The sequence below is a fragment of the Enterobacter sp. 120016 genome, assembly GCF_018383635.1.
GTDB classification, from domain to species: Bacteria; Pseudomonadota; Gammaproteobacteria; order Enterobacterales; family Enterobacteriaceae; genus Enterobacter; species Enterobacter asburiae_D.
This window is the reverse complement of sequence record NZ_JAHAWC010000018.1, coordinates 29,706-54,046: the sequence shown is the minus strand read 5'-3', so window position 1 is coordinate 54,046 and position 24,341 is coordinate 29,706. Positions and strand designations below refer to the sequence as shown.

Annotated in this window: 24 protein-coding genes and 1 tRNA gene; 15 read left to right on the top strand and 10 right to left on the bottom strand. The window is 57.5% G+C overall.

What is annotated here, in order from left to right; translation table 11 throughout:
* Positions 1–517 precede the first annotated feature (517 nt).
* From KIF87_RS19890 to KIF87_RS19880, 3 genes are all read left to right on the top strand, one after another.
* Complete coding sequence (locus KIF87_RS19890; protein WP_213330299.1) at positions 518–979, top strand: hypothetical protein; 462 nt, start codon at positions 518–520, stop codon at positions 977–979.
* The gene (locus KIF87_RS19885; protein ID WP_213330297.1) at positions 976–1,191 is read left to right on the top strand and encodes a helix-turn-helix domain-containing protein; all 216 of its coding nucleotides are present in this window, start codon (positions 976–978) and stop codon (positions 1,189–1,191) included. The genes KIF87_RS19890 and KIF87_RS19885 overlap by 4 nt, the downstream gene beginning before the upstream one ends.
* A gap of 838 nt (positions 1,192–2,029) precedes the next feature.
* Positions 2,030–2,911, top strand: coding sequence for an integrase domain-containing protein (locus KIF87_RS19880; RefSeq protein ID WP_213330295.1), 882 nt, complete (start codon positions 2,030–2,032; stop codon positions 2,909–2,911).
* A 193-nt stretch (positions 2,912–3,104) separates the two neighbouring features.
* Here the strand turns inward: KIF87_RS19880 and KIF87_RS19875 are convergent, their stop codons facing one another.
* The 3 genes from KIF87_RS19875 to KIF87_RS19865 all read right to left on the bottom strand — a co-directional run bounded on the left by KIF87_RS19875 (position 3,105) and on the right by KIF87_RS19865 (position 5,417).
* A complete protein-coding gene (locus tag KIF87_RS19875; RefSeq protein ID WP_213330293.1) occupies positions 3,105–4,364 on the bottom strand; it encodes a tyrosine-type recombinase/integrase in 1,260 nt (419 codons plus the stop codon).
* A gap of 165 nt (positions 4,365–4,529) precedes the next feature.
* Positions 4,530–4,605, bottom strand: a tRNA-Phe gene (locus tag KIF87_RS19870).
* Between the two features lie 95 nt (positions 4,606–4,700).
* Positions 4,701–5,417 (bottom strand): DUF554 domain-containing protein, encoded by a 717-nt coding sequence (locus KIF87_RS19865; protein ID WP_213330291.1) that lies wholly within the window; start codon positions 5,415–5,417, stop codon positions 4,701–4,703.
* A 181-nt stretch (positions 5,418–5,598) separates the two neighbouring features.
* Between KIF87_RS19865 and KIF87_RS19860 the strand changes: the two genes are divergently transcribed.
* On the top strand, positions 5,599–7,734 hold the full coding sequence (locus KIF87_RS19860; RefSeq protein WP_213330289.1) for an ornithine decarboxylase: 2,136 nt from the start codon (positions 5,599–5,601) through the stop codon (positions 7,732–7,734).
* 88 nt (positions 7,735–7,822) lie between these two features.
* Here KIF87_RS19860 and KIF87_RS19855 read toward each other — a convergent pair whose 3' ends face one another.
* Together KIF87_RS19855 and KIF87_RS19850 are read right to left on the bottom strand one after the other, a co-directional pair.
* On the bottom strand, positions 7,823–8,515 hold the full coding sequence (locus tag KIF87_RS19855) for a response regulator (protein WP_193940440.1): 693 nt from the start codon (positions 8,513–8,515) through the stop codon (positions 7,823–7,825).
* Positions 8,505–10,130 (bottom strand): ATP-binding protein, encoded by a 1,626-nt coding sequence (locus KIF87_RS19850; protein WP_213330287.1) that lies wholly within the window; start codon positions 10,128–10,130, stop codon positions 8,505–8,507. The genes KIF87_RS19855 and KIF87_RS19850 overlap by 11 nt, the downstream gene beginning before the upstream one ends.
* A gap of 345 nt (positions 10,131–10,475) precedes the next feature.
* Here KIF87_RS19850 and KIF87_RS19845 point away from each other — a divergent pair, with 345 nt between their 5' ends.
* Genes KIF87_RS19845 through citG form a run of 8 tightly spaced genes read left to right on the top strand, consistent with a single transcriptional unit; the run spans position 10,476 to position 17,787 of the window.
* Complete coding sequence (locus KIF87_RS19845; RefSeq protein WP_133550521.1) at positions 10,476–11,837, top strand: 2-hydroxycarboxylate transporter family protein; 1,362 nt, start codon at positions 10,476–10,478, stop codon at positions 11,835–11,837.
* A 17-nt stretch (positions 11,838–11,854) separates the two neighbouring features.
* Positions 11,855–12,718, top strand: a complete 864-nt coding sequence (locus KIF87_RS19840; protein WP_059312234.1) for a fumarylacetoacetate hydrolase family protein — start codon at positions 11,855–11,857, stop codon at positions 12,716–12,718.
* A 13-nt stretch (positions 12,719–12,731) separates the two neighbouring features.
* On the top strand, positions 12,732–13,754 hold the full coding sequence (citC, locus tag KIF87_RS19835; RefSeq protein ID WP_193940437.1) for a [citrate (pro-3S)-lyase] ligase: 1,023 nt from the start codon (positions 12,732–12,734) through the stop codon (positions 13,752–13,754).
* A 16-nt stretch (positions 13,755–13,770) separates the two neighbouring features.
* Positions 13,771–14,064 carry a citrate lyase acyl carrier protein gene (citD, locus tag KIF87_RS19830; protein WP_213330285.1) on the top strand — a complete coding sequence of 98 codons (294 nt, stop codon included), beginning with the start codon at positions 13,771–13,773 and terminating at the stop codon, positions 14,062–14,064.
* Positions 14,061–14,936, top strand: coding sequence for a citrate (pro-3S)-lyase subunit beta (citE, locus tag KIF87_RS19825; RefSeq protein ID WP_213330283.1), 876 nt, complete (start codon positions 14,061–14,063; stop codon positions 14,934–14,936). Before citD ends, citE begins: the two co-directional genes overlap by 4 nt.
* A 10-nt stretch (positions 14,937–14,946) precedes the next feature.
* Positions 14,947–16,464: a citrate lyase subunit alpha gene (gene citF, locus KIF87_RS19820; RefSeq protein WP_213330324.1), complete on the top strand. Its 1,518-nt coding sequence runs from the start codon at positions 14,947–14,949 to the stop codon at positions 16,462–16,464.
* 2 nt (positions 16,465–16,466) lie between these two features.
* Entirely contained in the window at positions 16,467–17,006 is a 540-nt protein-coding gene (gene citX, locus KIF87_RS19815; RefSeq protein WP_213330281.1) for a citrate lyase holo-[acyl-carrier protein] synthase, read from the top strand.
* Positions 16,984–17,787 carry a triphosphoribosyl-dephospho-CoA synthase CitG gene (citG, locus tag KIF87_RS19810; RefSeq protein WP_213330279.1) on the top strand — a complete coding sequence of 268 codons (804 nt, stop codon included), beginning with the start codon at positions 16,984–16,986 and terminating at the stop codon, positions 17,785–17,787. Before citX ends, citG begins: the two co-directional genes overlap by 23 nt.
* Before the next feature lie 90 nt (positions 17,788–17,877).
* On the opposite strand, the gene KIF87_RS19805 is transcribed toward citG, so the two are convergent.
* From KIF87_RS19805 to mutY, 4 genes are all read right to left on the bottom strand, one after another.
* Complete coding sequence (locus KIF87_RS19805) at positions 17,878–19,134, bottom strand: nucleoside permease (RefSeq protein ID WP_063144910.1); 1,257 nt, start codon at positions 19,132–19,134, stop codon at positions 17,878–17,880.
* A gap of 270 nt (positions 19,135–19,404) precedes the next feature.
* Positions 19,405–20,481, bottom strand: coding sequence for a membrane-bound lytic murein transglycosylase MltC (mltC, locus tag KIF87_RS19800; protein ID WP_032660036.1), 1,077 nt, complete (start codon positions 20,479–20,481; stop codon positions 19,405–19,407).
* A gap of 124 nt (positions 20,482–20,605) precedes the next feature.
* Entirely contained in the window at positions 20,606–20,878 is a 273-nt protein-coding gene (locus KIF87_RS19795; RefSeq protein ID WP_023309138.1) for an oxidative damage protection protein, read from the bottom strand.
* 26 nt (positions 20,879–20,904) lie between these two features.
* A complete protein-coding gene (gene mutY / locus KIF87_RS19790) occupies positions 20,905–21,957 on the bottom strand; it encodes an A/G-specific adenine glycosylase (RefSeq protein WP_213330277.1) in 1,053 nt (350 codons plus the stop codon).
* A gap of 144 nt (positions 21,958–22,101) precedes the next feature.
* Here mutY and trmB point away from each other — a divergent pair, with 144 nt between their 5' ends.
* Genes trmB through KIF87_RS19775 form a run of 3 tightly spaced genes read left to right on the top strand, consistent with a single transcriptional unit; the run spans position 22,102 to position 23,920 of the window.
* Positions 22,102–22,821 (top strand): tRNA (guanosine(46)-N7)-methyltransferase TrmB, encoded by a 720-nt coding sequence (trmB, locus tag KIF87_RS19785; protein ID WP_213330275.1) that lies wholly within the window; start codon positions 22,102–22,104, stop codon positions 22,819–22,821.
* Positions 22,821–23,147 carry a YggL family protein gene (locus KIF87_RS19780; protein WP_014885198.1) on the top strand — a complete coding sequence of 109 codons (327 nt, stop codon included), beginning with the start codon at positions 22,821–22,823 and terminating at the stop codon, positions 23,145–23,147. The genes trmB and KIF87_RS19780 overlap by 1 nt, the downstream gene beginning before the upstream one ends.
* A gap of 56 nt (positions 23,148–23,203) precedes the next feature.
* Positions 23,204–23,920 carry a YggN family protein gene (locus KIF87_RS19775; RefSeq protein WP_033146612.1) on the top strand — a complete coding sequence of 239 codons (717 nt, stop codon included), beginning with the start codon at positions 23,204–23,206 and terminating at the stop codon, positions 23,918–23,920.
* Between the two features lie 82 nt (positions 23,921–24,002).
* Here the strand turns inward: KIF87_RS19775 and KIF87_RS19770 are convergent, their stop codons facing one another.
* Positions 24,003–24,341, bottom strand: coding sequence for an endonuclease domain-containing protein (locus KIF87_RS19770; RefSeq protein ID WP_166712314.1), 339 nt, complete (start codon positions 24,339–24,341; stop codon positions 24,003–24,005).

Here is a 24,341-nt window from a genome sequence, read left to right as displayed (position 1 = left end):
CCGACAAGCTGTCGGCGAGCCCCGCACACCTCGTACGAGCATGACTATCGTGTAGAGGCTAAGGATCCCGGGGGGATGGCTTTCGCTATCGTAGGCGATTTCATCTGATGATTCAATCTTTGCTTTGAATAACAATTGATTGAGATGGTCGTGTTTTTGTATTGGAGAAAATTCAGTCACTGTTTTTCTGCCGGCATTATTGTTCAGAGAAGTGTAATGGGCCCCCCGGAAATTCCTTGTCTGGCAAAACCAAACGCGGTATCTTTTCTTGGCACCTGCAAATTCAGGTGCCGGGATTGGTCTCCTGAAGATATTCCTTACTGGCGACATATGACGCGCTTTGCGTCTTTTTTATGTCGTTCATCCGGCTACATCTCAATGGTGGGCCGGGCGGAGGCGTCGCAAGACGCGCCGGTGTCCAGTAAGGCCGGTAAGACCAACTCCGTCCGGTTCCACCACCCGTAAGATTGGTCTCTTCGGTGGTGGTTCAAACAATCACTTACTGGAGGCTGCCACTATGGCTACGATCCCCACTCAAACACACCCGTTACTTGCTGTTTCCTTCAACGCCGCCACGGATTTCACCGTCCTTGCCAACTATTGCGAAAGCTTCGCCGACACCCTCATTGAAAGCGACAATCCGGCGCTACGGCTGGCGCTTTGCGGACGGCTTGCTGCCTGTCTTGCGCTGCTGCGTCCCACGCTGAACGATCCCATCCCGCCCCACCTGATTGAAAGTCTGACCACCGATACCCTTCCTGCCAGTTCCACCTACTTTGAACCCGGTTCCGAATTACTTTGCGACTACTCGCTTACACTGGCGAGGCTTCTGACAGGGCGGGCGCTACTGCCGAAAATGGAACAGTTACTGACCGGATTAATGTGTGAGCTGGTCTGGTGCTTTGCCGCTGAACTTAAGGCTCCACGATGGATACGCACCGCCGATGGCGTGAAGTTTATCGATAAGGTGACAGTATGATACAGCAGGACTGGCATCCCGCCGACATTATCGCCGGGCTGAGAAAGCGGAGCACCTCGCTGGCGGCGCTGTCTCGTCAGTCGGGGCTGGCGTCCTCCACGCTGGCAAACGCGCTTACCCGCCGCTGGCCCAAAGGTGAAAGGTTGATCGCTGAAGCGTTAGGCGTTGCGCCAGAGCACATCTGGCCTTCCCGTTATCTCAGACCACGTTAAAACAGATTCTCTCGATCTTCTGGCTGCATGTGCAGGCGGAAGATCGGGAGAAGGCAAGCGAAGCGCGGCAGACTGCCATTCATAAAATCGCGAAAAAATCCACAAGCAACTCAATTTCCAGAAAAAAGGTTTCCCCTTTTCATCTGTGCAAACCGGGTGTAATCTCCCTTCTGCTCTATGCTGTCGTTGACAGCGCCCTTTGCTTCGCAACCTGAAAGAAGCACCTGTTATCAGGACGGTTGATCCCTTTACCGGTGCAGACCTCTGCAAACACCGGGTCGCAGAACATCGCGGCGGAGGCTCAGATACACTCTTTAACTGCGCCAGTTCATCGGCTGTAATTCCAATCAACCGGAAATCACCCGATTTCGTGGCTCGCTTACACCAGCTGAATTTCAGCGCCTCTTAACTGCACCAGTTCACTGATCGTTGTTTCACCGCGCCGGAAACTTTCCGATAAATCCTACACCAGAATGTGCCCTCTCAGAGCACAGCACCTGACCGGGCGTCACTTGAGTCCCGTATTACGGGCGCAAGTGACGCCGTTTCACCACGCCCACGCAAGCCACGGTTTATCCGGCCTGCGCCCTCAATCCCCCACACTGGCACGCCGTTTTCAGGTCGCTGTCGGTTCAGAAAAGGAGAAAAAGATCGATACCGAGGGGGGCATGACGCCCCGGAGAATTCCTGCTCACGCAGGCAGCCTGTACCGCGTACAGTCTGAAACTTCCTACACCTCAACAACCTGCCACCCCGGCGTGAAGGTATCGTTCTGGCGCAGCCACAAAGCATACGCCGGGGCCAGATTGTGCTTTTTATCAGGCTGCAAGGGGTCGCTATGGGTAAATTAGGTGGTGAAATGAAGGCGCTGGCAAAAAAAGCGGGCGGCAGTTTTAAAACGGTGGATGATCGCATCCACATTGTGCAGCGGTTCAGCCGCCATTTACGCTCGCTGAATATCCAGATCCAGCGGGTGGAGCAGATCAAGGTTCGCCATATCGAATGCTATATTCAGGCGCGACTGGCGCAGGAGATCGGTAAACGGACGCTGCAAAATGAAATGGCCGCGCTGCGTGGCGTGCTGCAACAGGCCGGACGTAAGCAGGTGGCGGAACATTCGCGCCTGACCAATAAATCATTGGGACTGGCTGGCGCATCCCGTAACGGCACCAACCGGGCCATCACGCCGGAGTATTACGGTAAGGTACTGGAAGCCGTCCGCGACAAAGACGCAGGGCTGGCGGCAACGCTGGAGCTGGCGCGACTGATGGGGCTGCGCTCGCAGGAAGCGGTTCAGTGTTGTCAGTCATTAAAAACGTGGAAACAGGCGCTGGAGCGCGGCGAGACCCGGCTGACGGTGGTGTTTGGCACCAAAGGCCATCGTCCACGTGAAACTATTATTCAGGACACTGGCGCAGTGAAAAAAGCGCTGGAAAACGCCTTATCTGTCGCAGAGCAACGTGACGGCAGACTGATCGATCAGCCTAATCTTCAGAAAGCGATGAATTACTGGCGAGGGGAGATTGCAAAGGCTGGCCTGACGGGCGATTACACTCCTCACTCGTTGCGCTATGCGTGGGCGCAGGATGCGCTCCGTCACTATCTGGCACAGGGATTCAGCGACAAAGAAGCGCTGGCGCTGACCTCAATGGATCTGGGCCACGGCGACGGGCGCGGGCGGTATGTGGTGCAGGTTTACGGACGGCGGGAAGAGGAATAATTTCCTGTTCTGGTGCAATCATGAAAAGCAAAAGGCCGAAGGGTAAAGGAACGTTAAGGGTAACCGCGCCAGACCGGAAAAGGCCAAAGGGCTTAAAGGGCCGGAACTGGCGCAGCTCAATGGATTTGGCGCTGGTGCAAATAAAAAAGCAGATCCGCTGAGATCTGCTTTCCGGTGTGACTCGCTGAATGGCTCAGGCCACCTGAACCTGCCTGTCGTACCGATATGGCGCAACAAACTTTTGCCGACAGGCGTCGAGATAGTCCGACCACCACTGCATCATCTGCGTGCGCTCGTCGAGGTGCTCCGCCTTGTGGATATACGCGGCGCGAACGTTGTTACGCTCCTGATGGCTCATCTGCCGCTCCACAGCGTCCTTCGACCAGCGTCCGGACTCAATTAGCGCACTACAGGCCATGGTGCGGAAGCCGTGACCGCACACGTCCACCTTTGTGTCATAGCCCATCACCCGCAGCGCCTTGTTGATGGTGTTTTCGCTCATTGGCTTGCGCGGATCGTGATCGCCGGGAAACATCAACTCGCTGTTACCGGACAGCAGCTTTAACTGTTTCAGCACCGTGACCGCCTGTTTTGACAGCGGCACCAGATGCGGCGTTTTCATCTTTGCGCCACGCTCTGAATAGCGCACACCCGGAATCGGCTCACGCTCGGCGGGGATGGTCCACATTGCGCCATCCAGATCGATCTCCGCCCAGCGGGCAAAGCGCAGTTCGCTGGAATGAATAAAGATAAGCAGGTTAAGCTGCACCGCCAGACGGGTTAACAGCCTGCCAGAATAGCTCTCGAAGCGCTCCAGTAGTTCCGGCATCTTTTCCAGCGGCAGGGCGGGGTAGTGGTTTTTCGGGGGCGGCGCGATGGCGCCTGTCAGATCGTTAGCCGGATTGCTGGCGATCAGGCTCTCCTGCACCGCATAGCGCATGATCGCCGTGGTGCGCTGCTGGATCCGCGCGGCGGTCTCCAGATTGCCCTTTCTCTCCGCCACCCGCAGCGGGATCAGCAGATCGGCGGTTTTCAGGTCGGCAACGGGGATCCTGCCAATCAGCGGAAATACGTGCAGTTCCAGCGAGCGCAGGGCTTTGGCGGCGTGTGCCTCGGTCCAGCGGATATTCCCTGCCACCCATTTACGGGCGATTTCTTCAAAGGTATTACCACTTTTCTTTGCCTGCTTCTGCTGCTGCTTTTTCACCCCTGGATCGTCGCCCGCGCTGAGTACGGCGCGAGCTTCTTCATGCAGCTTACGCGCATTCGCCAGCGTTACGGTCGGGTAAGCGCCAAACGCCAGCTTTTTCTCCTTGCCGCCAAAGCGGTACTTGAGTTGCCAGAGTTTAGAACCGTTGGGTTTAATCAGCAGGTAAAGACCCTGCGCGTCACTGAGCTTGTAAGGTTTATCGAGCGGCTTTGCATTGCGGATGGCGATATCGGTGAGTGGCATCGCGGGGGGCTCCAGAGTTTATCGAACCAACAGGCCCCCAATTAAGCCCCCCAAAACTCTGGATATCAAAAAAACCTGACGGAACTTTTCAGTACCATCAGGTTTCTTTAACTTACTGATTTTCTAACGTTTCAGGACGTATAGGAACATCATGAAACTAAATTTTGGTGCCCGGACTCGGAATCGAACCAAGGACACGGGGATTTTCAATCCCCTGCTCTACCGACTGAGCTATCCGGGCAACGGGGCGCATTAAACCCGATCTGCCCCCTGCCGTCAACGAAAAATGTTGTTTTCGTTACAGACTGCGCAATCTCTCACCATTTCGCCGCATCCTTAAGCGAAAAAGCGCGTCCAGAGCGCGGAGAGCGGCATGGCGAGCAGCAGTGCGGGCAGCATGTTCACCACGGCAAACATCTTTATCCCACAGATGCGCAGCCCGGTAGCCAGCAGCAGCAGGCCGCCGACGGCGGTAAAGTCTGCCATCATCGCCGGCGTGGTGAGCGGGAGAATCAACGTGGCGCAGGTGGCGAGCGCCAGCTGGATCAGCAGCATCGGGATGCAAATCACCGCCACAGCGACGCCAAGAGTAGTGGCGAAAATGGTGGCGGTGAAGAAATCAAGAAACGCCTTCGCAATCAATATGCTTGGGTCGCCCGTCATCCCCTCCTGCATCGAACCGAAAATCCCGGTGCCGCTGGCGCAAAACAGAATGATGATGGCGACATAGTTTTGAATAAACGACTCGTGCGTGCCGTGTTTCGCCTTGCCGCCCGGTCGGGCAATCAGGTTTTTGGCTTTACTCACCGCGCTGTTAATGCCTTTTTCCAGATAGCAGAACTCGCCAATCAGCGCGCCGAGCAGGGTGGCCAGCACCATCACCGGCAGGTTGGCGCATTTGATGACTAAAAGAATACCGATCCCTAACGATGCCAGGCCGAATATCGAGGGCATGGAGGTGCGAATACGCTCCGGCAGCCGCTGGCTCAGCACGGCGCCGAGTACGCCGCCCAGCAATACGGCGCCTGCGTTAATAAATGGCCCGATAACCAAAGTTAACTCCTGTTATTTAATCATTGATATTGCATTATTATGGCACGCTAGGGCTGCTCGGGCCTTAGCTTTGGGTGGTTTCGTGCATACTGATTCCTTCTTGCACCTCAAAATAAAAGGTGACATTATTGCGCGAATTTTCTCCTCCCTGTCTCACCGCTCGGTGAGGGTAACTGCGCCTATGAAAACCATGAAAATTGCCGTCAGCCGCGAGCTGGCCTCCACCGTGTCTACGCACCGCGAAAAGGTGACGCTGGACAGCACTGATTTTACCGATGTGGCGGCCGTGGTCATCACAACAGCTGAAAGTCGCAGCGGCATTCTTGCACTGCTGAAACGCACGGGCTTTCAGCTACCGGTGTTTATTTTCTCGCAGGAGCCAACGGACGTTCCTGACGGCGCCACCGCGGTTATCTCGGGTAAGGCTCAGGAGTTTCTGGAACTGGAGAGCGCTGCCAGCCGCTACGAAGAGAACCTGCTGCCGCCCTTTTTTGACACCCTGAGCCAGTATGTGGAGATGGGCAACAGCACTTTCGCCTGTCCGGGCCACCAGCACGGGGCGTTTTTCAAAAAACACCCGGCAGGGCGACAGTTCTATGATTTCTTCGGTGAGAACGTGTTTCGCGCCGACATGTGCAATGCCGACGTGAAGCTGGGCGATCTGCTGATCCACGAAGGGTCCGCCAAGCACGCGCAAAAGTTCGCGGCGAAAGTGTTCAACGCGGACAAAACCTACTTCGTGCTGAACGGTACGTCGGCGGCCAACAAGGTGGTGACCAACGCGCTGCTGACCCGCGGCGACCTGGTGCTATTCGACCGCAATAACCATAAATCTAACCACCACGGGGCGCTGATCCAGGCGGGCGCCACGCCGGTTTATCTTGAGGCCGCGCGTAACCCGTTTGGCTTTATTGGCGGGATTGACGACCACTGCTTTGACGATGGATATCTGCGGGAGCTGATCCGCGAGACGGCGCCGGAGAAGGCCGACGAGGCGCGTCCGTTCCGCCTGGCGATCATTCAGCTTGGCACCTACGACGGGACGATCTACAACGCCCGTCAGGTGATCGACAAGATCGGCCATCTCTGCGACTACATCCTCTTTGACTCCGCCTGGGTGGGCTACGAGCAGTTTATTCCAATGATGGCGGCAACGTCCCCGCTGTTGCTGGAGCTGAACGAGAACGATCCTGGGATTTTCGTGACCCAGTCGGTGCACAAACAGCAGGCCGGGTTCTCGCAAACGTCGCAGATCCATAAAAAGGATAACCACATCCGCGGTCAGGCGCGCTTCTGCCCGCACAAGCGGCTGAACAACGCGTTTATGCTGCATGCCTCCACCAGCCCGTTTTATCCGCTGTTCGCCGCGCTGGATGTGAATGCGAAGATCCACGAAGGGGAAAGCGGACGCAGGCTGTGGGCGGAGTGCGTCGAGCTGGGGATTGAGGCGCGCAAGGCGATCGTTGCCAACTGTCATATGATCAAACCGTTTATCCCACCGGTGGTGGCGGGGCGGCCGTGGCAGGATCATCCGACGCACGTCATTGCCAGCGAGCTGCGCTTCTTCAGCTTTGAGCCGGGGGCTAAATGGCACGGGTTTGAGGGCTATGCCAGCGAGCAGTACTTTGTCGACCCGTGCAAGCTCCTGCTGACCACGCCGGGTATCGATGCCGAAACCGGGGAGTACACGGATTTCGGGATCCCGGCGACGATTCTGGCGCACTATCTGCGCGAAAACGGCATCGTGCCGGAGAAATGCGACCTCAATTCGATCCTGTTCCTGCTGACGCCTGCCGAAAGCAGCGAGAAGCTGGCGCAGCTGGTGGCGATGCTGGGCCAGTTTGAACAGCATATAGAAGACGACACGCCGCTGGCGGACGTGCTGCCGACGATCTTTCAGAAATACCCGGTGCGCTACCGGGATTACACCCTTCGCCAGCTGTGCCAGGAGATGCACGATCTCTACGTCAGCTTTGACGTCAAGGATCTGCAGAAGGCGATGTTCCGCAAGGAGAGCCTGCCTGAGGTGGTAATGAACCCGCAGGATGCAAACCGGGCCTATATTCGCGGAGAGGTGGACCTGGTTCGCATTCGGGATGCCGCAGGGCGCATTGCTGCTGAAGGGGCGCTGCCCTATCCGCCGGGCGTGCTGTGCGTGGTGCCGGGTGAAGTCTGGGGCGGGGCGGTACAGCGTTACTTCCTGGCGCTGGAGGAGGGCATCAACCTGCTGCCGGGCTTCTCGCCGGAGCTGCAGGGGGTTTACAGCGAGAAGGATGCCGACGGGATTAAGCGGCTGTATGGGTATGTATTAAGGTAGACCCTCTCTCGAACGTAGGCCGGGTAAGCGTCAGCGCCACCCGGCGACTTGCCCGGTGGCGCAAGCTTACCGGGCCTACAATACCGCATCAGGCTTCTGTGCGGCGGTACATCCTCCTCGGATGCCCAATCTTGCCGTACAGCATCTCCACCGTCAGAAAGCCCGCCTCTACGCAGTGTTCCAGATAGCGCCGGGTGGTGGTTTTGCTTAATCCCGTTTCGCTCACCACCTCATCCACGGTAAAGCAGTGCGTTGCCTTGTCGTTGAACAGCGTCTGCACCCGCGCCAGCGTATTTTCCTCAATGCCTTTGCTGCCGTTGTCCAGGCGGTAGTTTTTCGCCTGTAGCTGATAGAGCGAATCCACGTTCTGCTGGTCGACAATCTTCCACACCCGCTGCTGTTCGGCAAACTGCACAAACCGCTCCAGCGACTGGCTGAGCCGCTTCCAGGAGACGGGTTTGAGGATGTAGTCGAACGCGCCGTTGCGAATCGCCTGGCTGCAGGTGTCCATATCGCTGGCGGCAGTAATAAAAATCACCGAGCAGTTGGCGCGGGCCAGCATGGGGTTATTGATAAGCGAGATACCTTTGCCGTCCGGCAGATAGTTATCCAGCAGCATCAGCTGCGGCTGTTTGCTTTCAAGCTCTGCCTGGGCCGCAGCCAGCGACGAGGCAATGCCCACCAGCCTCAGACGCGGATGTTTGCTTATCAGCTCCGCGTGCAGTTGCGCCAGTTCGTTCTCGTCTTCAACAATCAGTACGTCGATAAGTTCATGTTGCATAGTCGGTGTCTTCCAGTTGCCGGGCGGTTCCCGTAGCCGGGATAAACAAGGAGAAAATGGCGCCGCGCGGGGTATTATCGGCAACTTCTATCGCGCCGCCAGCCTGTGTGACATAGCTTTCGATCAGATACAGACCAATCCCATGATCGCCGCGCGTTTTGGTGGTGATGCCGCGTTCAAAGATCCGGTCACGGATCGCCGGTGTAATGCCAACGCCCTGGTCGGCCACTTCAATAATCAGCTCCTGTTCGCTGAGTTTGATCAGCACTTCTACCGGCGCATGGGGAAGCGGCGATCGCTGCGTCGCTTCGATGGCGTTATCCAGCAGGTTGCCAATAATTGAAATCAGCTCTTGCTCCCCAAGGGGCTGGAACGGTCTGTCCAGCCGACAGGCCGGGTCGAAACTAAGCTCGACGCCTTTCTCCCGCGCGCGGGCGGCTTTCCCGAGCAGCAGGCCGCACAGGGTCGGGGAGCAGAAGCGCGAAGAAATAAAGTCCAGCAGCTCCTGAGCATGCTCCGACTGCGCCTGAATGTAGCCAATGGCTTCCTCATAGCGGCCCATATGCAGCAGGCCGGAGAGGGTCGTCATCCTGTTTAACTGCTCATGACGCATAATGCGCAGGTTATCGACATAGCGTTTGACCTGGCTGAGCTGGGCGCTCAGCGAGTCGATCTCATTGCGATCGCGGAAGGTGATCACCCAGCCCTGCAGCGACCCCTCAAGCATAATGTGCACCCGGCTGGCAATTACCGTGAGATCGTTAAAACGGCAAATCTCGTCATGGGTATCTTTCGCCAGCATCGTCTGCGTGTCGAAGAACGGAACCGGATCGATCACCTGGCTTATCAGCTGTCCGCGCAGCTCGCGGGCCGGCTGGCTCAGACCCAGCAGTTTGCGCGCCGCCTGGTTGATGACTTCAATCCGCCGCCGATCGTCAATGGCAATCACCCCTTCATAAATAGACTCCATCATCGCCTTCTGCTGGCGCACCAGCAGGCCGATCTCTCGCGGCTCAAGGGAGAAGATCTGCTTCTTGATGCTGCGGGTAAAGAACCAGGAGAAGATAAAGAGAGCGATCAGCAGCAGCACGGCGGCAATCAGGATATTGACCACCTTACTGACGGTAATGGTATCAAGGTAGCTGGTGAGATAGCCTACCGAAACAATGCCGACCACCTGGCCGGCAGCGTTAAAGATGGGGGCTTTACTGCGCAGCGAAATGCCCAGCCCGCCTTTGCGGATGGTGGTGGTGCTTTTACCCTGCAATACGGCTTCATTGTCTCCGCCCACCAGGGTAGTGCCCACTCTGTCGGCAAAGACGGAGTGAAAAAGATGCTGCCCTTTATTATCACCAATCACAATAAAGCTGGCGTCGCTGTGCGCAGAAATCTTCTGCATAAAATCATGGATGGCGTAGATATTTTTTTGTTCAACTTCATTACGCAATGTCGGAATAAGCGCAATCTCTTCAGCCTGTATTTTGGCTCGCGTACTCATTTCCTGATAAAGCTGTTTACCGACATCGGCATAATAATATCCGCCCAGTAGCGCAAAAAGCACTGAGAAAAAGGCAACCAGCGAAATAAACAACTTGATCTGGAAAGAGACTTTCATAACTATCACGCGAGGTAGCAGCAAAGATCGCCAATATATCATCTTTTTTCGTGCGGACGCCCGCTTTGCCGAAAACTTGTGATCCCTTGCACAGCGGGCGCTGTAAATGAGTTCTCCTGAAGGCTAACGTGCTTCGGGCTGCGCGAACAAATGTTATTTGTTTGTTCAATTCGGAAAAGAAACCATAAAAACCACGCCAATAAATAAGGTATAAATCACATTAAATAAAAGAAACCATTAAAACCATAGCTGCCATTAAAACTTCGCTTTTAATATGCCATCCCTCACATAAAGTAAGCCTTTGTGACTCTAAGCTGAACGCACAAAATAACCAAGGGGCTTATTATGAGCACAACTGACGATTCTTTCTCTGTTACCCACGACCCGATTGAAATTCAGCGACCTTCGCTCAAAGAGCGCTGGTGGCATATTATGGATACCTGGAAAATTGGGATTATTCCTCTGCCGCTGTTCGTTCTGGCGGGCGCGCTGATTGCGATTGATTGCCTGGGCGGAAAGCTGCCGAGCGATATCGTGGTGATGGTGGCGACTCTGGCCTTCTTCGGCTTTGCCTGCGGCGAGTTTGGCAAACGCCTGCCGATTGTCGGCAAGCTCGGCGCGGCGGCGATTTGCGCCACCTTTATCCCTTCCGCGCTGGTCTACTATGGCCTGCTGCCGGACGTGGTGGTCGAGTCCACCACTAAGTTCTATAAATCCACCAACATTCTCTATCTCTACATCTGCTGCATTATCGTTGGCAGCATCATGAGCATGAACCGCACGGTGCTGATTCAGGGCTTCCTGCGCATCTTCTTCCCGATGCTGTGCGGCGAAATCGTCGGCATGATTGTCGGCATGGGCGTTGGTATGGCGCTGGGCCTTGAGCCGTTCCAGATCTTCTTCTTTATCATTCTGCCGATTATGGCGGGCGGCGTCGGGGAAGGGGCAATCCCGCTTTCCATCGGCTATGCCACCCTGCTACATATGGACCAGGGCGTGGCGCTCGGCCGCGTGCTGCCGATGGTCATGCTCGGCGGCCTGACGGCAATCATCATCTCCGGCTGCCTGAACCAGCTCGGTAAACGCTACCCGCACCTGACCGGCGAAGGCCAGCTGATGCCTAACCGCGCGAATGCCGATGCTACCGTCTCTCAGCCTGCGTTTTCCGGCAAAGCGGACGTCACCACTATCGCCTCCGGCGCGCTGCTGGCGGTACTGCTCTACATGCTGGGCATGCTCGGCCACAAGCTGATTGGCCTGCCTGCCCCGGTCGGCATGCTGTTTATGGCGGTGCTGGTGAAGCTCTGCAACGGCGCCTCTCCGCGCCTGCTGGAAGGCTCGCAGGTGGTGTACAAATTCTTCCAGACCTCCGTGACCTACCCAATTCTCTTCGCCGTCGGCGTGGCCATTACCCCGTGGCATGAACTGGTGGCGGCGTTCACCGTCAGCAACCTGCTGGTGATTGTCAGCACCGTTTCCGCACTGGTGGCGACCGGCTTCTTCGTCGGCAAAAAGATTGGTATGCATCCGATTGACGTCGCCATCGTCTCCTGCTGCCAGAGCGGCCAGGGCGGTACCGGCGACGTGGCGATCCTGACCGCAGGCAACCGCATGAGCCTGATGCCGTTCGCCCAGATTGCTACCCGTATCGGCGGGGCGATTAACGTCTCTATCTCACTGCTGATTCTGGGCAACTTCCTCGTTTAAGTTTTCAGGAAAGAACAATGAAACTCGCAAGCTTTTTATACCAGGGAAAACGCAGCTACGGCATCGTCCAGGCCGACGGCGTGATTGATTTAGGCCGCCGCCTCGGCGACCGCTACAGCGACCTCAAGGCGCTGCTGCAGGGCAACGGGCTGGCGCAGGCCACCCGTTACCTGAACGACGCCGTGGACGTGCCGCTGAGCGCCATCACCTTCTTACCGGTGATTGTGCAGCCGGAAAAGATCCTCTGTGTGGGCATGAACTACGCCGACAAGCGCAAGGAGTTTGACCAGCATAACCCGGCCCCGACGCTGTTTGTCCGCTTCCCGGATTCACAGACCGGCCACAACGAGCCGGTGCTGAAGCCGCGCCACTCCAGCGAATTCGACTATGAAGGCGAGCTGGCGGTGATCATCGGCAAAGGCGGGGAGAACATCAGCCGCGACGACGCCCTGCGCCACGTGGCGGGCTACAGCTGCTACATGGACGGCTCCGCCCGCGACTGGCAGCACACCTGGTTTACCGCCGGTAAAAACTGGCGTCAGACCGGCGCGTTTGGCCCGTGGATGGCGACGGCGGATGAGATCCCGGACCCGCATCAATTGGCGATCCGCACCTGGCTGAACGGCCGCATGGTGCAGGAAGACAACACCAGCAGCATGATCCACAAGGTGGCGGAGCTGATCGAGTACATCAGCACCTTTACCCGCTTAAGCCCGGGCGACGTGATCATCACCGGCTCGCCTGGCGGGGTGGGTAAAAAACGTAACCCACCGCTGTTTATGAAAGAGGGCGATCGCATTGAGGTAGAGATCGAGCATATCGGTCATCTGAGCAACGTGATCGTGGAAGCGCCGGCCGTCGGGCTTGCGGCAGCACATTAAGTAAGGCGGCAGCATGCACTCGCAACCCATCGATTTTCGCCACACGCTGGTGGCGAAGCACCCGGAACGCTTAAGCCAGATCCGTTACCTGCTGGCAGACAGCGGCCTTGGCCTGGACAACGACATCACGCTGTTTGTCGAAGCCTGGTCCGGCTCGCAGCTGGTGGGTTGTGCAGGGCTTGCTGCCAACGTCATCAAATGCGTGGCGGTCAACGAACAGCTTCGCGGCGAGAACCTCAGCGCGCGGCTGCTGGCAGAGGTGGAAAATGCGGCGCTGGAGCGCGGCCATTTTCACCTCTTCCTCTGCACCCGGCCGTGCAACCGGGAGCGCTTTGCCCGCAGCGGCTTCTGGCCGATTGCCCAAAGCGGGAACAACGCGGTGCTGATGGAGAACACCCCGCAGGGGATCGAACGCTACTGCCGTTCCCTGCGCGCGAAGCGCAGGTGCGGGGAGAACATTGGCGCGATAGTGATGAACGCCAATCCGTTCACCCTCGGACATCGCCATCTGGTGGAGCAGGCGGCGACGCGGTGCGACGCCCTGCATCTGTTCGTGGTGCGTGAAGACGCCTCGTTCTTCCCGTTCAGCGCGCGCCTTGAGATGGTGCGCGCGGGCGTGGCGCATCTGCCGAACGTGGTGGTGCATGAAGGTTCGCAGTACATCATCTCCCGCGCCACCTTCCCGGCCTACTTCCTGAAGGAGACCGGCAAAGTGCAGCAGGCGTGGAGCGAGATTGACGTGCTGATCTTCCGGGACTTCATCGCTCCGGCGCTCGGTATCACGCACCGCTTCATCGGCTCCGAGCCGTTTTGCGATATCACCCGCCAGTACAACCAGACGCTGCACGACCTGCTGGCCTCGCATATCGAGGTGGTGGAAATGCCGCGCATCAAGGCCACCGGCAACGCCATATCAGCGTCTGAAGTGCGCCGCTTACTGAAAACACAGCAGTTTTCCCGGATCCGGGAGATTGTCCCGGACTCCACCTTCGCGCATCTCGAAACGCATTACCGTGCGAGTGCGGAAGTCGCTTAACTACCAGGAAATTATCATGAAAATTGTAAGGGAGGCGCTGGCCGGAACGCAGGAGTCCAGCGACCTGATGGTGAAAATCGCTCCCGCTTACGGCGAGCTGGAGATAGTCATCCACAGTGAAGTGATTAAGCAGTTTGGCGAGCAGATTCGCCAGGTGGTCAACGACACGTTGCGCGCCATGAACGTGCACCAGGGATTAATCATTATTGAAGACAAAGGGGCGCTGGACTGTGTTATCCGCGCCCGCCTGCAAAGCGCGCTGATGCGTGCCGCCGATGAACAGGGCATCAACTGGGGGGCGCTGAAATGAGCAAACTCCGCCGCAGCATGCTATTCCTGCCGGGCGCCAACGCCGCCATGCTCTCAACCGCCTTTATCTACCGTCCCGACTCCATCATGTTTGACCTTGAGGACGCCGTCGCCCTGCGCGAGAAGGATACCGCGCGCATGCTGGTGTTCCACGCGCTTCAGCACCCGATGTATCAGGATATCGAAACCGTGGTGCGCATTAACCCGCTCAGCACGCCGTTTGGCCTGCTGGATCTGGAAGCTGCCGTGCGGGCCGGCGTGGACGTGATCCGCCTGCCGAAAACCGACACGCCGGACGATATCTACGAGCTGGAAGGCCACCTTGAGCGTATCGAGCGCGAGTGCGGGCGCGAGGTCGGCTCCACCCGCGTGATGGCGGCGATTGAATCGGCCATTGGCGTTATCAACGCCGTGGCGATTGCCCGCAGCTCTCCGCGCCTCATCGGCATCGCGCTGGCCGCCTTTGACTACGTGATGGACATGCAGACCGAGCGCGGCGACGGCACCGAGCTGTTCTACGCCCGCTGCGCCGTGCTGCACGCCGCCCGCGCGGCGGGCATCGACGCCTTCGACGTGGTGTGGTCAGACGTTAACGACGAGGCCGGGTTCCTTCGCGAGGTCGAACTGATCCGCAAGATGGGCTTCAACGGCAAATCGCTGATTAACCCGCGCCAGATTGACCTGCTGCACAACGCCTACGCCCCGACGCAGGAAGAGGTGGATCACGCCAAAAGGGTGATTGAGGCGGCAGAAGAGGGCGAGCGTAACGGCCTGGGCGTGGTGTCGCTCAACGGCAAAATGGTGGATGCACCGATTATTAACCACGCGCAGGTGGTGCTGGAGCGCGCGGCGGCCTCCGGCGTGCGTCGGTAAGGATGAGATGATGAATCAGACAGAACTTCTTCACGTGAATTTTCCCCATCTGCGGGACTTAAAACCTTTTGATACCGCCCACAGCGCCACGCCGTGGCTGGCGGACAGCGACGCGAAGCACAGCCGCAAGCTCTGCGCCTCTGTTGAAGAGGCGGTTAAGCGCTGCGGCCTGCAGGACGGGATGACCATCTCCTTCCACCATGCGTTTCGCGAAGGCGACCGGGTGATCAACACCGTCGTGGCGCTGCTGGCGCGGATGGGTTTTAAAAACCTGACGCTGGCCTCCAGCTCGCTGATGACCTGCAACGACGCGCTGATCGAGCATATTGAAAGCGGCGTCATCACCCGGATTTACACCTCTGGGATGCGCGGCAGGCTGGCGGACGCCATTTCCCACGGGCTGATGGACGAGCCGGTGCAAATCCACTCCCACGGCGGGCGCGTGAAGCTGCTCCAGGACGGCGAGCTGAATATCGACGTGGCGTTTCTCGGCGTGCCGTGCAGCGATGAGTTTGGCAACGCCAACGGAACGCACGGTAAATCGTGCTGCGGGTCCCTGGGCTACGCGATGGTGGACGCGCACTTTGCCCGCAAGGTGGTGCTGCTGACCGAAGCCCTGGTGCCGTTCCCCAACATGCCCGCCAGCCTGGTGCAGGACCAGGTGGACTACATCGTGCAGGTTGAAAGCGTGGGCGACCCGGCGAAAATCAGCGTGGGCGCGGCGCGCGTCACCAGCAACCCGCGCGAGCTGATGATTGCCCGCTATGCGGCAGACGTCATTGAACACTCCGGCTACTTCAAACCGGGCTTCTCGATGCAGACCGGCTCCGGCGCGGCGGCGACCGCCTGCACGCGCTTTATGGAAGAGAAGATGGAGCGCAGCGGCGTGAAGGCACGCTTTGCGCTCGGCGGCATCACCGGCAGCCTGGTGGATTTGCACGAGAAGGGGCTCATCGAAAAGCTGCTCGATACCCAGTGCTTTGACGGCCAGGCGGCAGCCTCGCTGGCGCGCAACCCGAACCACGTTGAGATCTCCACCAACGTTTACGCCAACCCCGGCAGCAAGGCGGCAAGCTGCGATCAGCTCGACGTGGTGATCCTCAGCGCCCTCGAAATTGACGTCGATTTCAACGTCAACGTTATCACCGGCTCCGATGGGGTGATGCGCGGCGCGTCCGGCGGTCACTGCGACGTGGCCGCCGCGGCGAACCTGACCATTGTGGTCGCGCCGCTGCTGCGCAGCCGTATTCCGACGGTCGTGAAGCGGGTTACCACGCGCCTCACGCCGGGCGAAAGCATCGACGTGCTGGTCACCGACCACGGCATTGCGGTCAATCCGGCGCGCCCGGAGATCCGCGAGCGGCTGCTGGAAGCCGGGCTCAGCGTTGTGGATATCAGCGCGCTTTACGAGCGGGCGATTTCCCTGACGGGCGTACCAAAACCGATTGAATTTACCGACAAAATCGTCGGGGTGATCCGCTACCGCGACGGCAGCGTGATCGACACCGTGCGACAGGTAAAGGAGTAGTTATGACAATAGCGACACCCGTGCGGGCGGGTGTCAGCCTGGATGAACTGCTGGCGGCGAAAGATCGCCGCGCGGCGCGCCAGGCTGACATGCTTGAGCACTATCAACAGCCGGTGATCTCCCTCACGCTGGTCACGCCGGGAGAAATCAAAGACAGCCTGCGCTATCGCAATACCATGGGCGTGGCGCTGCAAATGTGCGACCAGCTGCTGTGGGAAAACCGCTGGCAGGTGCTGGACCGCCAGGTGCTGTGGCTCCCTACCGGGCCAGAAGCCCTGTGGTGCGTGGCCCATCCGGCGGCGGAAATCAAAGCGCACTGTGCGGATCTGGAGCAGACGCACCCGCTCGGCAGGCTGTGGGATCTGGACGTGATCTGCCCTCAGCACGGCCACGTCGGGCGTCAGTCGCTGGGGGCGAATCTCAGACGCTGCCTGATCTGCGACGAGCCCGCTCACGCCTGCTCCCGTTCGCGAAAGCATCCTGTTGAGGCGGTAGTTTCCCGCGTGGAGAAGACGATCGATGACTGGTTTGCTCGCGACTAAACCGCGCCCGGCTGACGTGCCCGCGCTTGCCGAAGCGGCGCTGTGGCAGGAGCTGGAGCTGACGCCCAAGCCGGGGCTGGTGGACAAGCTCAATAACGGTTCCCATCGCGATATGGACCACGCGCTGTTCGTCCGCAGCATTGCGGCGATTACGCCGTGGTTTTCGCGTTTTACCGAGCTGGGTAGTGCGCATGCGGATAAACCCGCTGACGCACAGCTTCGGATTATCCGCCCGATGGGGATGGCCTGCGAGCAGGCGATGTATGACGCGACGAACGGAGTGAACACCCACAAGGGCGGGATTTTTGCCCTGGGTTTACTGTGCTTCGCCGCCGGACGTGTGAAAAATATCTCCGCAGACAGCCTCTGCTGTGAGGTAAGTAACATCTGCAGCGGGCTGGTATCGCGTGAGCTGGCCGCGCGCAGCGGGCAGGCGACGGCGGGCGAGCGGCAGTTTCAGCAGTACGGCTTAACCGGCGCACGCGGTGAGGCAGAAAGCGGTTTTGCGACGGCGCGTAAGGCTTTGGATGCGTGGAACGGACAATCGCTTCACGGCCTGCTGCTGCGCCTGATGGCGGTTAATCAGGACACTAATCTCGTGTCGCGCGGCGGCATTGAAGGGCTGCGCTACGTTCAGGGCTACGCGCGGGAACTGCTGGCTAACGGCTGGGATCGCGAGGCGTTGCTTAAGATGGATAAGGCATTGATTGAACGCAATCTGAGCCCGGGCGGCAGTGCGGATTTGCTGTCGGTGGGGTGGGTGCTGTCTGCAATAAAATAGCCGGGTGGCGCTAACGCTCACCCGGCCTACTCTCCGTGCTTTTGTAGACCCGGTAAGGCGAAGCCGCCACCGGGCAAAAGACATCAAGGATTAATGCGCAATCGGCTGCGCACCGTGCGGCTCGCGCACGTGCTTGTACTTGAACAGCGCGATGAACGCGAAGAACAGCACCAGCGAGTACGCCGCGAAGATCAGCCACACGGGCTGCCAGTTGGTGATGCCGTTGGTGGTGTACATCTCAACCACTTTACCGCTCACCACGCCGCCCAGAATACAGCCGAAGCCGTTGGTCATCATCAGGAACATGCCCTGCGCGCTGGCGCGGATTTCAGGCTTCACCTCTTTTTCCACAAACACCGAACCGGAGATGTTGAAGAAGTCGAAGGCGCAGCCGTAAACGATCATCGACAGAACCAGCAGCACGGTGCCGAACGCGCTCGGGTCACCGTAGGCGAACAGGCCGAAGCGCAGCATCCATGCAGCGATACTGATCAGCATGACGTTCTTGATGCCGTAGCGGCTCAGGAAGAACGGGATGGTCAGGATGAACAGCGTCTCAGAGATCTGAGAGATGGACATCATCACCGACGCGTGCTCGACGATAAAGCTTCCGGCAAACAGCGGGTTGTTATCGAAGCTGTGCAGGAAGGTGTTGCCGAACATGTTGGTGATCTGCAGCTCAGCGCCCAGCAGCATGGAGAAGATAAAGAAGATCGCCATGCGCTTGTTTTTAAACAGCGCGAACGCGTCCAGGCCGAGCATGGCGCTCCAGCTCTGGTTTTTCTGCTGGTTAGAAACCGGAATATGCGGCAGCGTCAGGGTAAACACGGCCAGGACCACGGAGAGCGCCGCACCGATATAGAGCTGCATATGGCTCAGTTCAAAGCCCGCGAAGCTCACGCCCCACATCGCCATGATAAAGCCGATGGTGCCCCAGATACGGATTGGCGGGAAGTCGGTCACGATGTCCATGCCCGCAGACTTGATGCGGTGGTAGGAGATGGTGTTGATCAGGCCAAGCGTTGGCATATAGGCCAGCGAGTTAAGCAGGATCACCATGAACATCGCCCCCGGCGTGGTCACCTGGGCTGCCATAAACAGCGTCCCCGCGCCCACCAGATGGCAAAGCATGTACAGCCACTTCGCACTCAACCATTTATCCGCCACGATACCGAGCAGCGTTGGCATGAAGACAGCCGCAATACCGAGCGAGCTGTATACGGCACCGATTGACGCTCCGTCGAACTTGAGCGTTACAAACATATAGGAGCCGAGTGTGGTCAGCCAGCTACCCCACAGGCAGAACTGCAGAAACGACAATATTTTAAGCTGCAGCTTAAGGTTCATGTTACTTTCCTCACAAGTGAGCGGGAGATATGTTGTTTTGGGAACATTCAGGGTTGTTATTTGATGCAATTCTATCAGTTGGCAACGATATGTTTTGTTACCTCCCGCAAAAAAATGCAATCCACATTAATTTGCAGTTTGGATTGTGATGCAAATAACATTTTCGTATGGGTGGGGTGAGTGAGTGCGGCCTGATGCCCTCACCCTGACCCTCTCCCACGGGGAGAGGGGAAGCAGAACACCTTCTCCTTGTAGGAGAAGGTGTGTTGATTATCGGCGACGATAGTTCTTCTGCGCCGTATTCACCTTATACAGATAGCGGCGTGATTCCGCAGACGGGTGGCGGGTGGTGAGGGTTGAGTAGACATCCCCCGGCGCCATGCTGTTGATGATGTTTGCAGCCTGCACCTTGTCATTTGAGAAGACGCGCAGCACGCTGCCCGCACCGCCGTTATAGGCGGTGATCACCGCATAGCGGCGCGACGTTGGGTTATCAATGCCGCCCAGGTAGACATTGTTCAGCATCGCCAGGTAGGCCGTGCCGGTATCAATGTTGCTCTGCGGATCGAACAGATAGCTGCGGCTCGGCGTGCCGGATTTCCCCTGCGCGCGGAAGACGTCTTTACCGGCGCTGTGCTGCACAACCTGCATCAGCCCCAGGGCGTCGGAACGGCTCACCGCGTACGGGTTGAACGAGGATTCGGTCTGCATAATCGCCAGGATCAGCGACTCATCCACGCCGTACTTGCGCGAGGCCTGACGCACCATCCCAATGTACTTATGCGCACGCTTGTCGAGGTGGTTCGGGACGAGGTTGATGGTGACGCTGTAGATAATCTTCAGACCGTTAGAGCGGCTTTTCAGGCGCGTCTGCAGCAGGTAGTCGGCAAATTTCGTGGCGCGACCTTCCCAGCGGATCGGCTGGCCGGTCTGATCGACAACCTGGCCGTACAGGAACGGCTCTTTCGAGATCGTGATATCGTCGGCATCGGAGTAGAGATCGATAGAGCCCGGATCGTCACCCATCAGCAGGGTTTTGATAATCGCCTGACGGAGTCGTGCCGCAGGGTCGGTGCCTGCAATGGTCTCAATCGTGATCGTACCCTCATCAAAGTTGATGTGGCTACGGGTCTGATAGGCATCGGTGTACTTAACGTAGTCCTTAGGTCCGGCAATAAGAACTTCGTTAAATCCCCATATATTCTCGATGTTGTGGGCAAACTGCCCCATCAAAATGTCAAAACCGTTGGTGTCCTTGATCCAGGCTTCGTTGTAATCTTCGCCTTTTTTTGACGAACACGAGACAAGCAACGGCGCAACAAGGGCTAGCGCTAAAAGTTTTTTCATCATTCCGGGAGTGCGTGTTGTGTTTGCTTAGTCGTTGCTATTGCCCGGCGGCGCTACGCTTGCACGGGCCTACGGTTTTGTAGGCCGGGTAAGCGCAGCGCCACCCGGCAACAGCCGCTCGATATTATTTTTCCGGTGGCGTATAGCCTTCGATGTGCACGTCTTTGCCTTCGAACAGGAAGCTCACCATCTCCTGCTCCAGCAGCTTGCGGTGTTCCGGGTTCATCATGCTGAGTTTTTTCTCGTTGATCAGCATGGTCTGCTTTTTCTGCCACTGTCCCCAGGCTTCTTTGGAGATTTCATTGTAGATGCGTTTACCCAGATCGCCCGGATAAAGCTGGAAATCCTGGCCTTCAGCGTCACGCTGCAGGAAAGTACAAAAAATCGTTCTGGCCATACTCATTCCTCTTTTTCTTGTCGATGCTAAACCATTGCACCGGCACGTAATTGCTGTAACAGGCGCTCCACGGGAGCCGCCAGTCCGACTGATGGCGGTTGCGCTAAGTTATACCAGAGAGCGGTGCCTTCATCCATGCACGAGGCAAATGACGACACGGGAAGCCACATGGGTACAATATCCAGGTGGAAATGGCTGAAGGTATGGCGAAACGCGGTCAGCTGCGTCAGGTTATCGGCAGCAATTCCGCGCTGTTTAAGCCATTCACGCAGCAAGTCTTCATTTTCAAACTGTGGGAAGCAGTATAGACCACCCCACAGGCCGCTCGGCGGACGCTGGGCGAGGAATACCTCGTCGTCGTGCTGCATCAGCAGCATATAGCCGGTGCGCTCCGGCAGCGTCTGTTTGGGTTTCTTACCCGGATATTGCGCCCATGAATGGTTGGCATACGCCACGCAGAGATTATTCACCGGGCAGAGTTCGCATTTTGGTTTTGAGCGCGTGCAGACCATCGCGCCGAGATCCATCATCGCCTGGTTGAAACGCTCGACGCCGTTGGCCGGGGTGACCGCTTCACTAATTTCCCACAGACGTTTTTCAACGTCCTTCTTCCCCGGCCAGCCGTCGACGGCATAGCAGCGTGCCAGCACGCGCTTCACGTTGCCGTCGAGGATCGGGAAATGCTTGCCTAAAGACAGGGAGAGAATAGCGCCTGCGGTTGAACGTCCGACGCCGGGGAGATCGGCCACCTCGTCGAAGGTTTCCGGGAATGTCCCGTTGTGGCGCGTGGCAACCTGCTGTGCGGCCTTGTGAAGGTTACGCGCGCGGGCGTAATAGCCAAGACCGGTCCACAGGTGCAGGACCTCGTCCAGCGGCGCGTTGGCCAGATCGGTCACCGTCGGGAAGCGCGCCATAAAACGCTCGAAGTAAGGGATCACCGTGGCGACCTGCGTTTGTTGCAACATCACCTCGGAGAGCCATACTTTGTAAGGCGTTTTTTCAATTTGCCAGGGCAGGGTTTTACGCCCGTATTTGTCGTACCAGTCCAGCACCTGGGCTGAAAATTGAGAGGCTTGCATGGTCATCGATTCGCATAATCAGGGACGCAGATTGCAGCACAGCGTCAATCTGCTGTAAACCGGATCTTTCCCATGCTTGCATAGAAGCCTTAACTTTGGATAATGCCCGTTTCCCGAACATTCTCACAAGCAGACAACTCTTTTATGAAAAACGACGTCATTTCACCGGAATTTGATGAAAACGGTCGCCCGCTGCGCCGTATTCGCAGCTTTGTCCGCCGTCAGGGCCGCCTGACAAAAGGGCAGCAACATGCGCTGGACAACTACTGGCCGGTGATGGGCGTTGAGTTCAGCGAGCAGCCTCTGGACTTTACTGAACTGTTTGGCCGCGAAGCACCCGTCACGCTGGAGATCGGTTTTGGTATGGGCACCTCGCTGGTGACCATGGCGAAAGCCCGCCCGGAGCAGAACTTCCTCGGTATCGAAGTCCACTCCCCGGGCGTGGGGGCATGCCTGGCAACGGCCCATGAAGAGGGCGTTGATAACCTGCGCGTAATGTGTCACGACGCGGTGGAAGTGCTGCATAAAATGATTCCTGACAATTCTTTAACCATGGTTCAGCTCTTTTTCCCTGACCCGTGGCACAAAGCACGTCATAATAAACGCCGTATCGTTCAGGCACCGTTTGCCGAGCTGGTGAAAAGTAAGCTGAAGCTGGGCGGTGTCTTCCATATGGCGACCGACTGGGAACCGTATGCGGAACATATGCTGGAAGTGATGTCGTCGCTGGATGGGTATAAAAACCAGTCTGCGAGCAACGACTATGTACCGCGTCCGGAATCGCGTCCGGTAACGAAATTTGAACAGCGTGGCCATCGTCTTGGTCACGGTGTATGGGACTTAATGTTCGAGAGGGTGAAATAATGGCAAAGAATCGTAGCCGTCGTCTGCGTAAAAAGATGCACATCGAAGAATTCCAGGAAGTGGGCTTCTCCGTTGCGTGGCGTTTCCCGGAAGGCACCAGTGTAGAACAGATCGATCAGGACGTGGATGCGTTCATTAATGACGTGATTGAGCCAAACAAGCTGGCCTTCGACGGTAGCGGCTACCTGGCATGGGAAGGTCTGATCTGCACCCAGGAAGTGGGTAAATGCACCGAAGAACATCAGGCGCTGGTACGTAAATGGCTTGAGGACCACAAGCTGGAAGATGTCCGCGTCAGCGAACTTTTCGACGTTTGGTGGGACTAATAAAGCAGTAAGGGGCCAGCATTAGCTGGCCCATTTTGTCTGAGGGAGTGTTTAAGATGCGCAAAACGTTGCTGGCTGTTGCTTTGATGGCAACCGGATTCACCGCCCATGCGGATTATCAATGTAGCGTCACCCCGCGTGATGACGTGGTGTTAAGCCCGCAAACCGTGCAGGTCAAAGGCGAGAACGGCAATCTGGTGATTACGCCGCAGGGGAACGTCACCTTTAACGGCAAGCAGTACAACCTGACTGCCGCACAGCGTGAGCAGGCGAAAGACTATCAGGCCGATTTGCGTACCGCGCTGCCATGGATTAACGAAGGCGCGCTGACCCGCGTTGAGAAAAGCCGCGTCGCGCTGGATAAGATCATCACCAAAGAGGTGGGGGAGAGCAGCAACATGCGCACCCGCCTGACGAAGCTCGATAAGCAGCTTAAAGAGCAGATGAACCGCATTATCGAGACGCGCACCGACGGCCTGACGTTCCACTACAAGGCGATTGATCAGGTCCGTGCTGACGGGCAGCAGCTGGTGAATCAGGCGATGGGCGGCATCCTGCAGGACAGCATCAACGAGATGGGCGCCAAAGCCGTGCTGAAAGGCGGCGGTAACCCGCTGCAGGGCGTGCTGGGCAGTCTGGGCGGCTTGCAGACCTCCATTCAGAACGAGTGGAAGAACCAGGAAGATGATTTCCAGCAGTTCGGCAAAGACGTGTGTAAACGCGTGGTGTCGTTGGAAGATAGCCGGAAGGCGCTGGTGGGGACGCTTAAGTAAGATCTCTGCGCGCTGGGCCCCTCACCCCGGCCCTCTCCCCATGGGAGAGGGTGTAATCGTTCCCTCTCCCTGTGGGAGAGGGTTAGGGTGAGGGCATCAGGCATTGCAGTCGTTGCAGAATAGCCATCAACACCACCTCCTCATTAGCCCTGAATTCATTATTCCAGAACCGTACGACTTCCCATCCGTTCGTATTCAAAAACGCGGTACGACGTGAATCATAGTCCTCTTCACCCTGATGCTGTCCCCCATCCAGCTCAACGATCAGTTTCGCCTTAAAGCAGGCAAAATCGACGATATAGGTCCCGATCGGCATCTGACGGCGAAACTTATACCCAAAGAAACGACGACCTCTGAGCAAATACCAGAGGCGTAATTCTTCGGGCGTCATTTGTTTTCGGAGTTGTTTTGATTTTTCCAT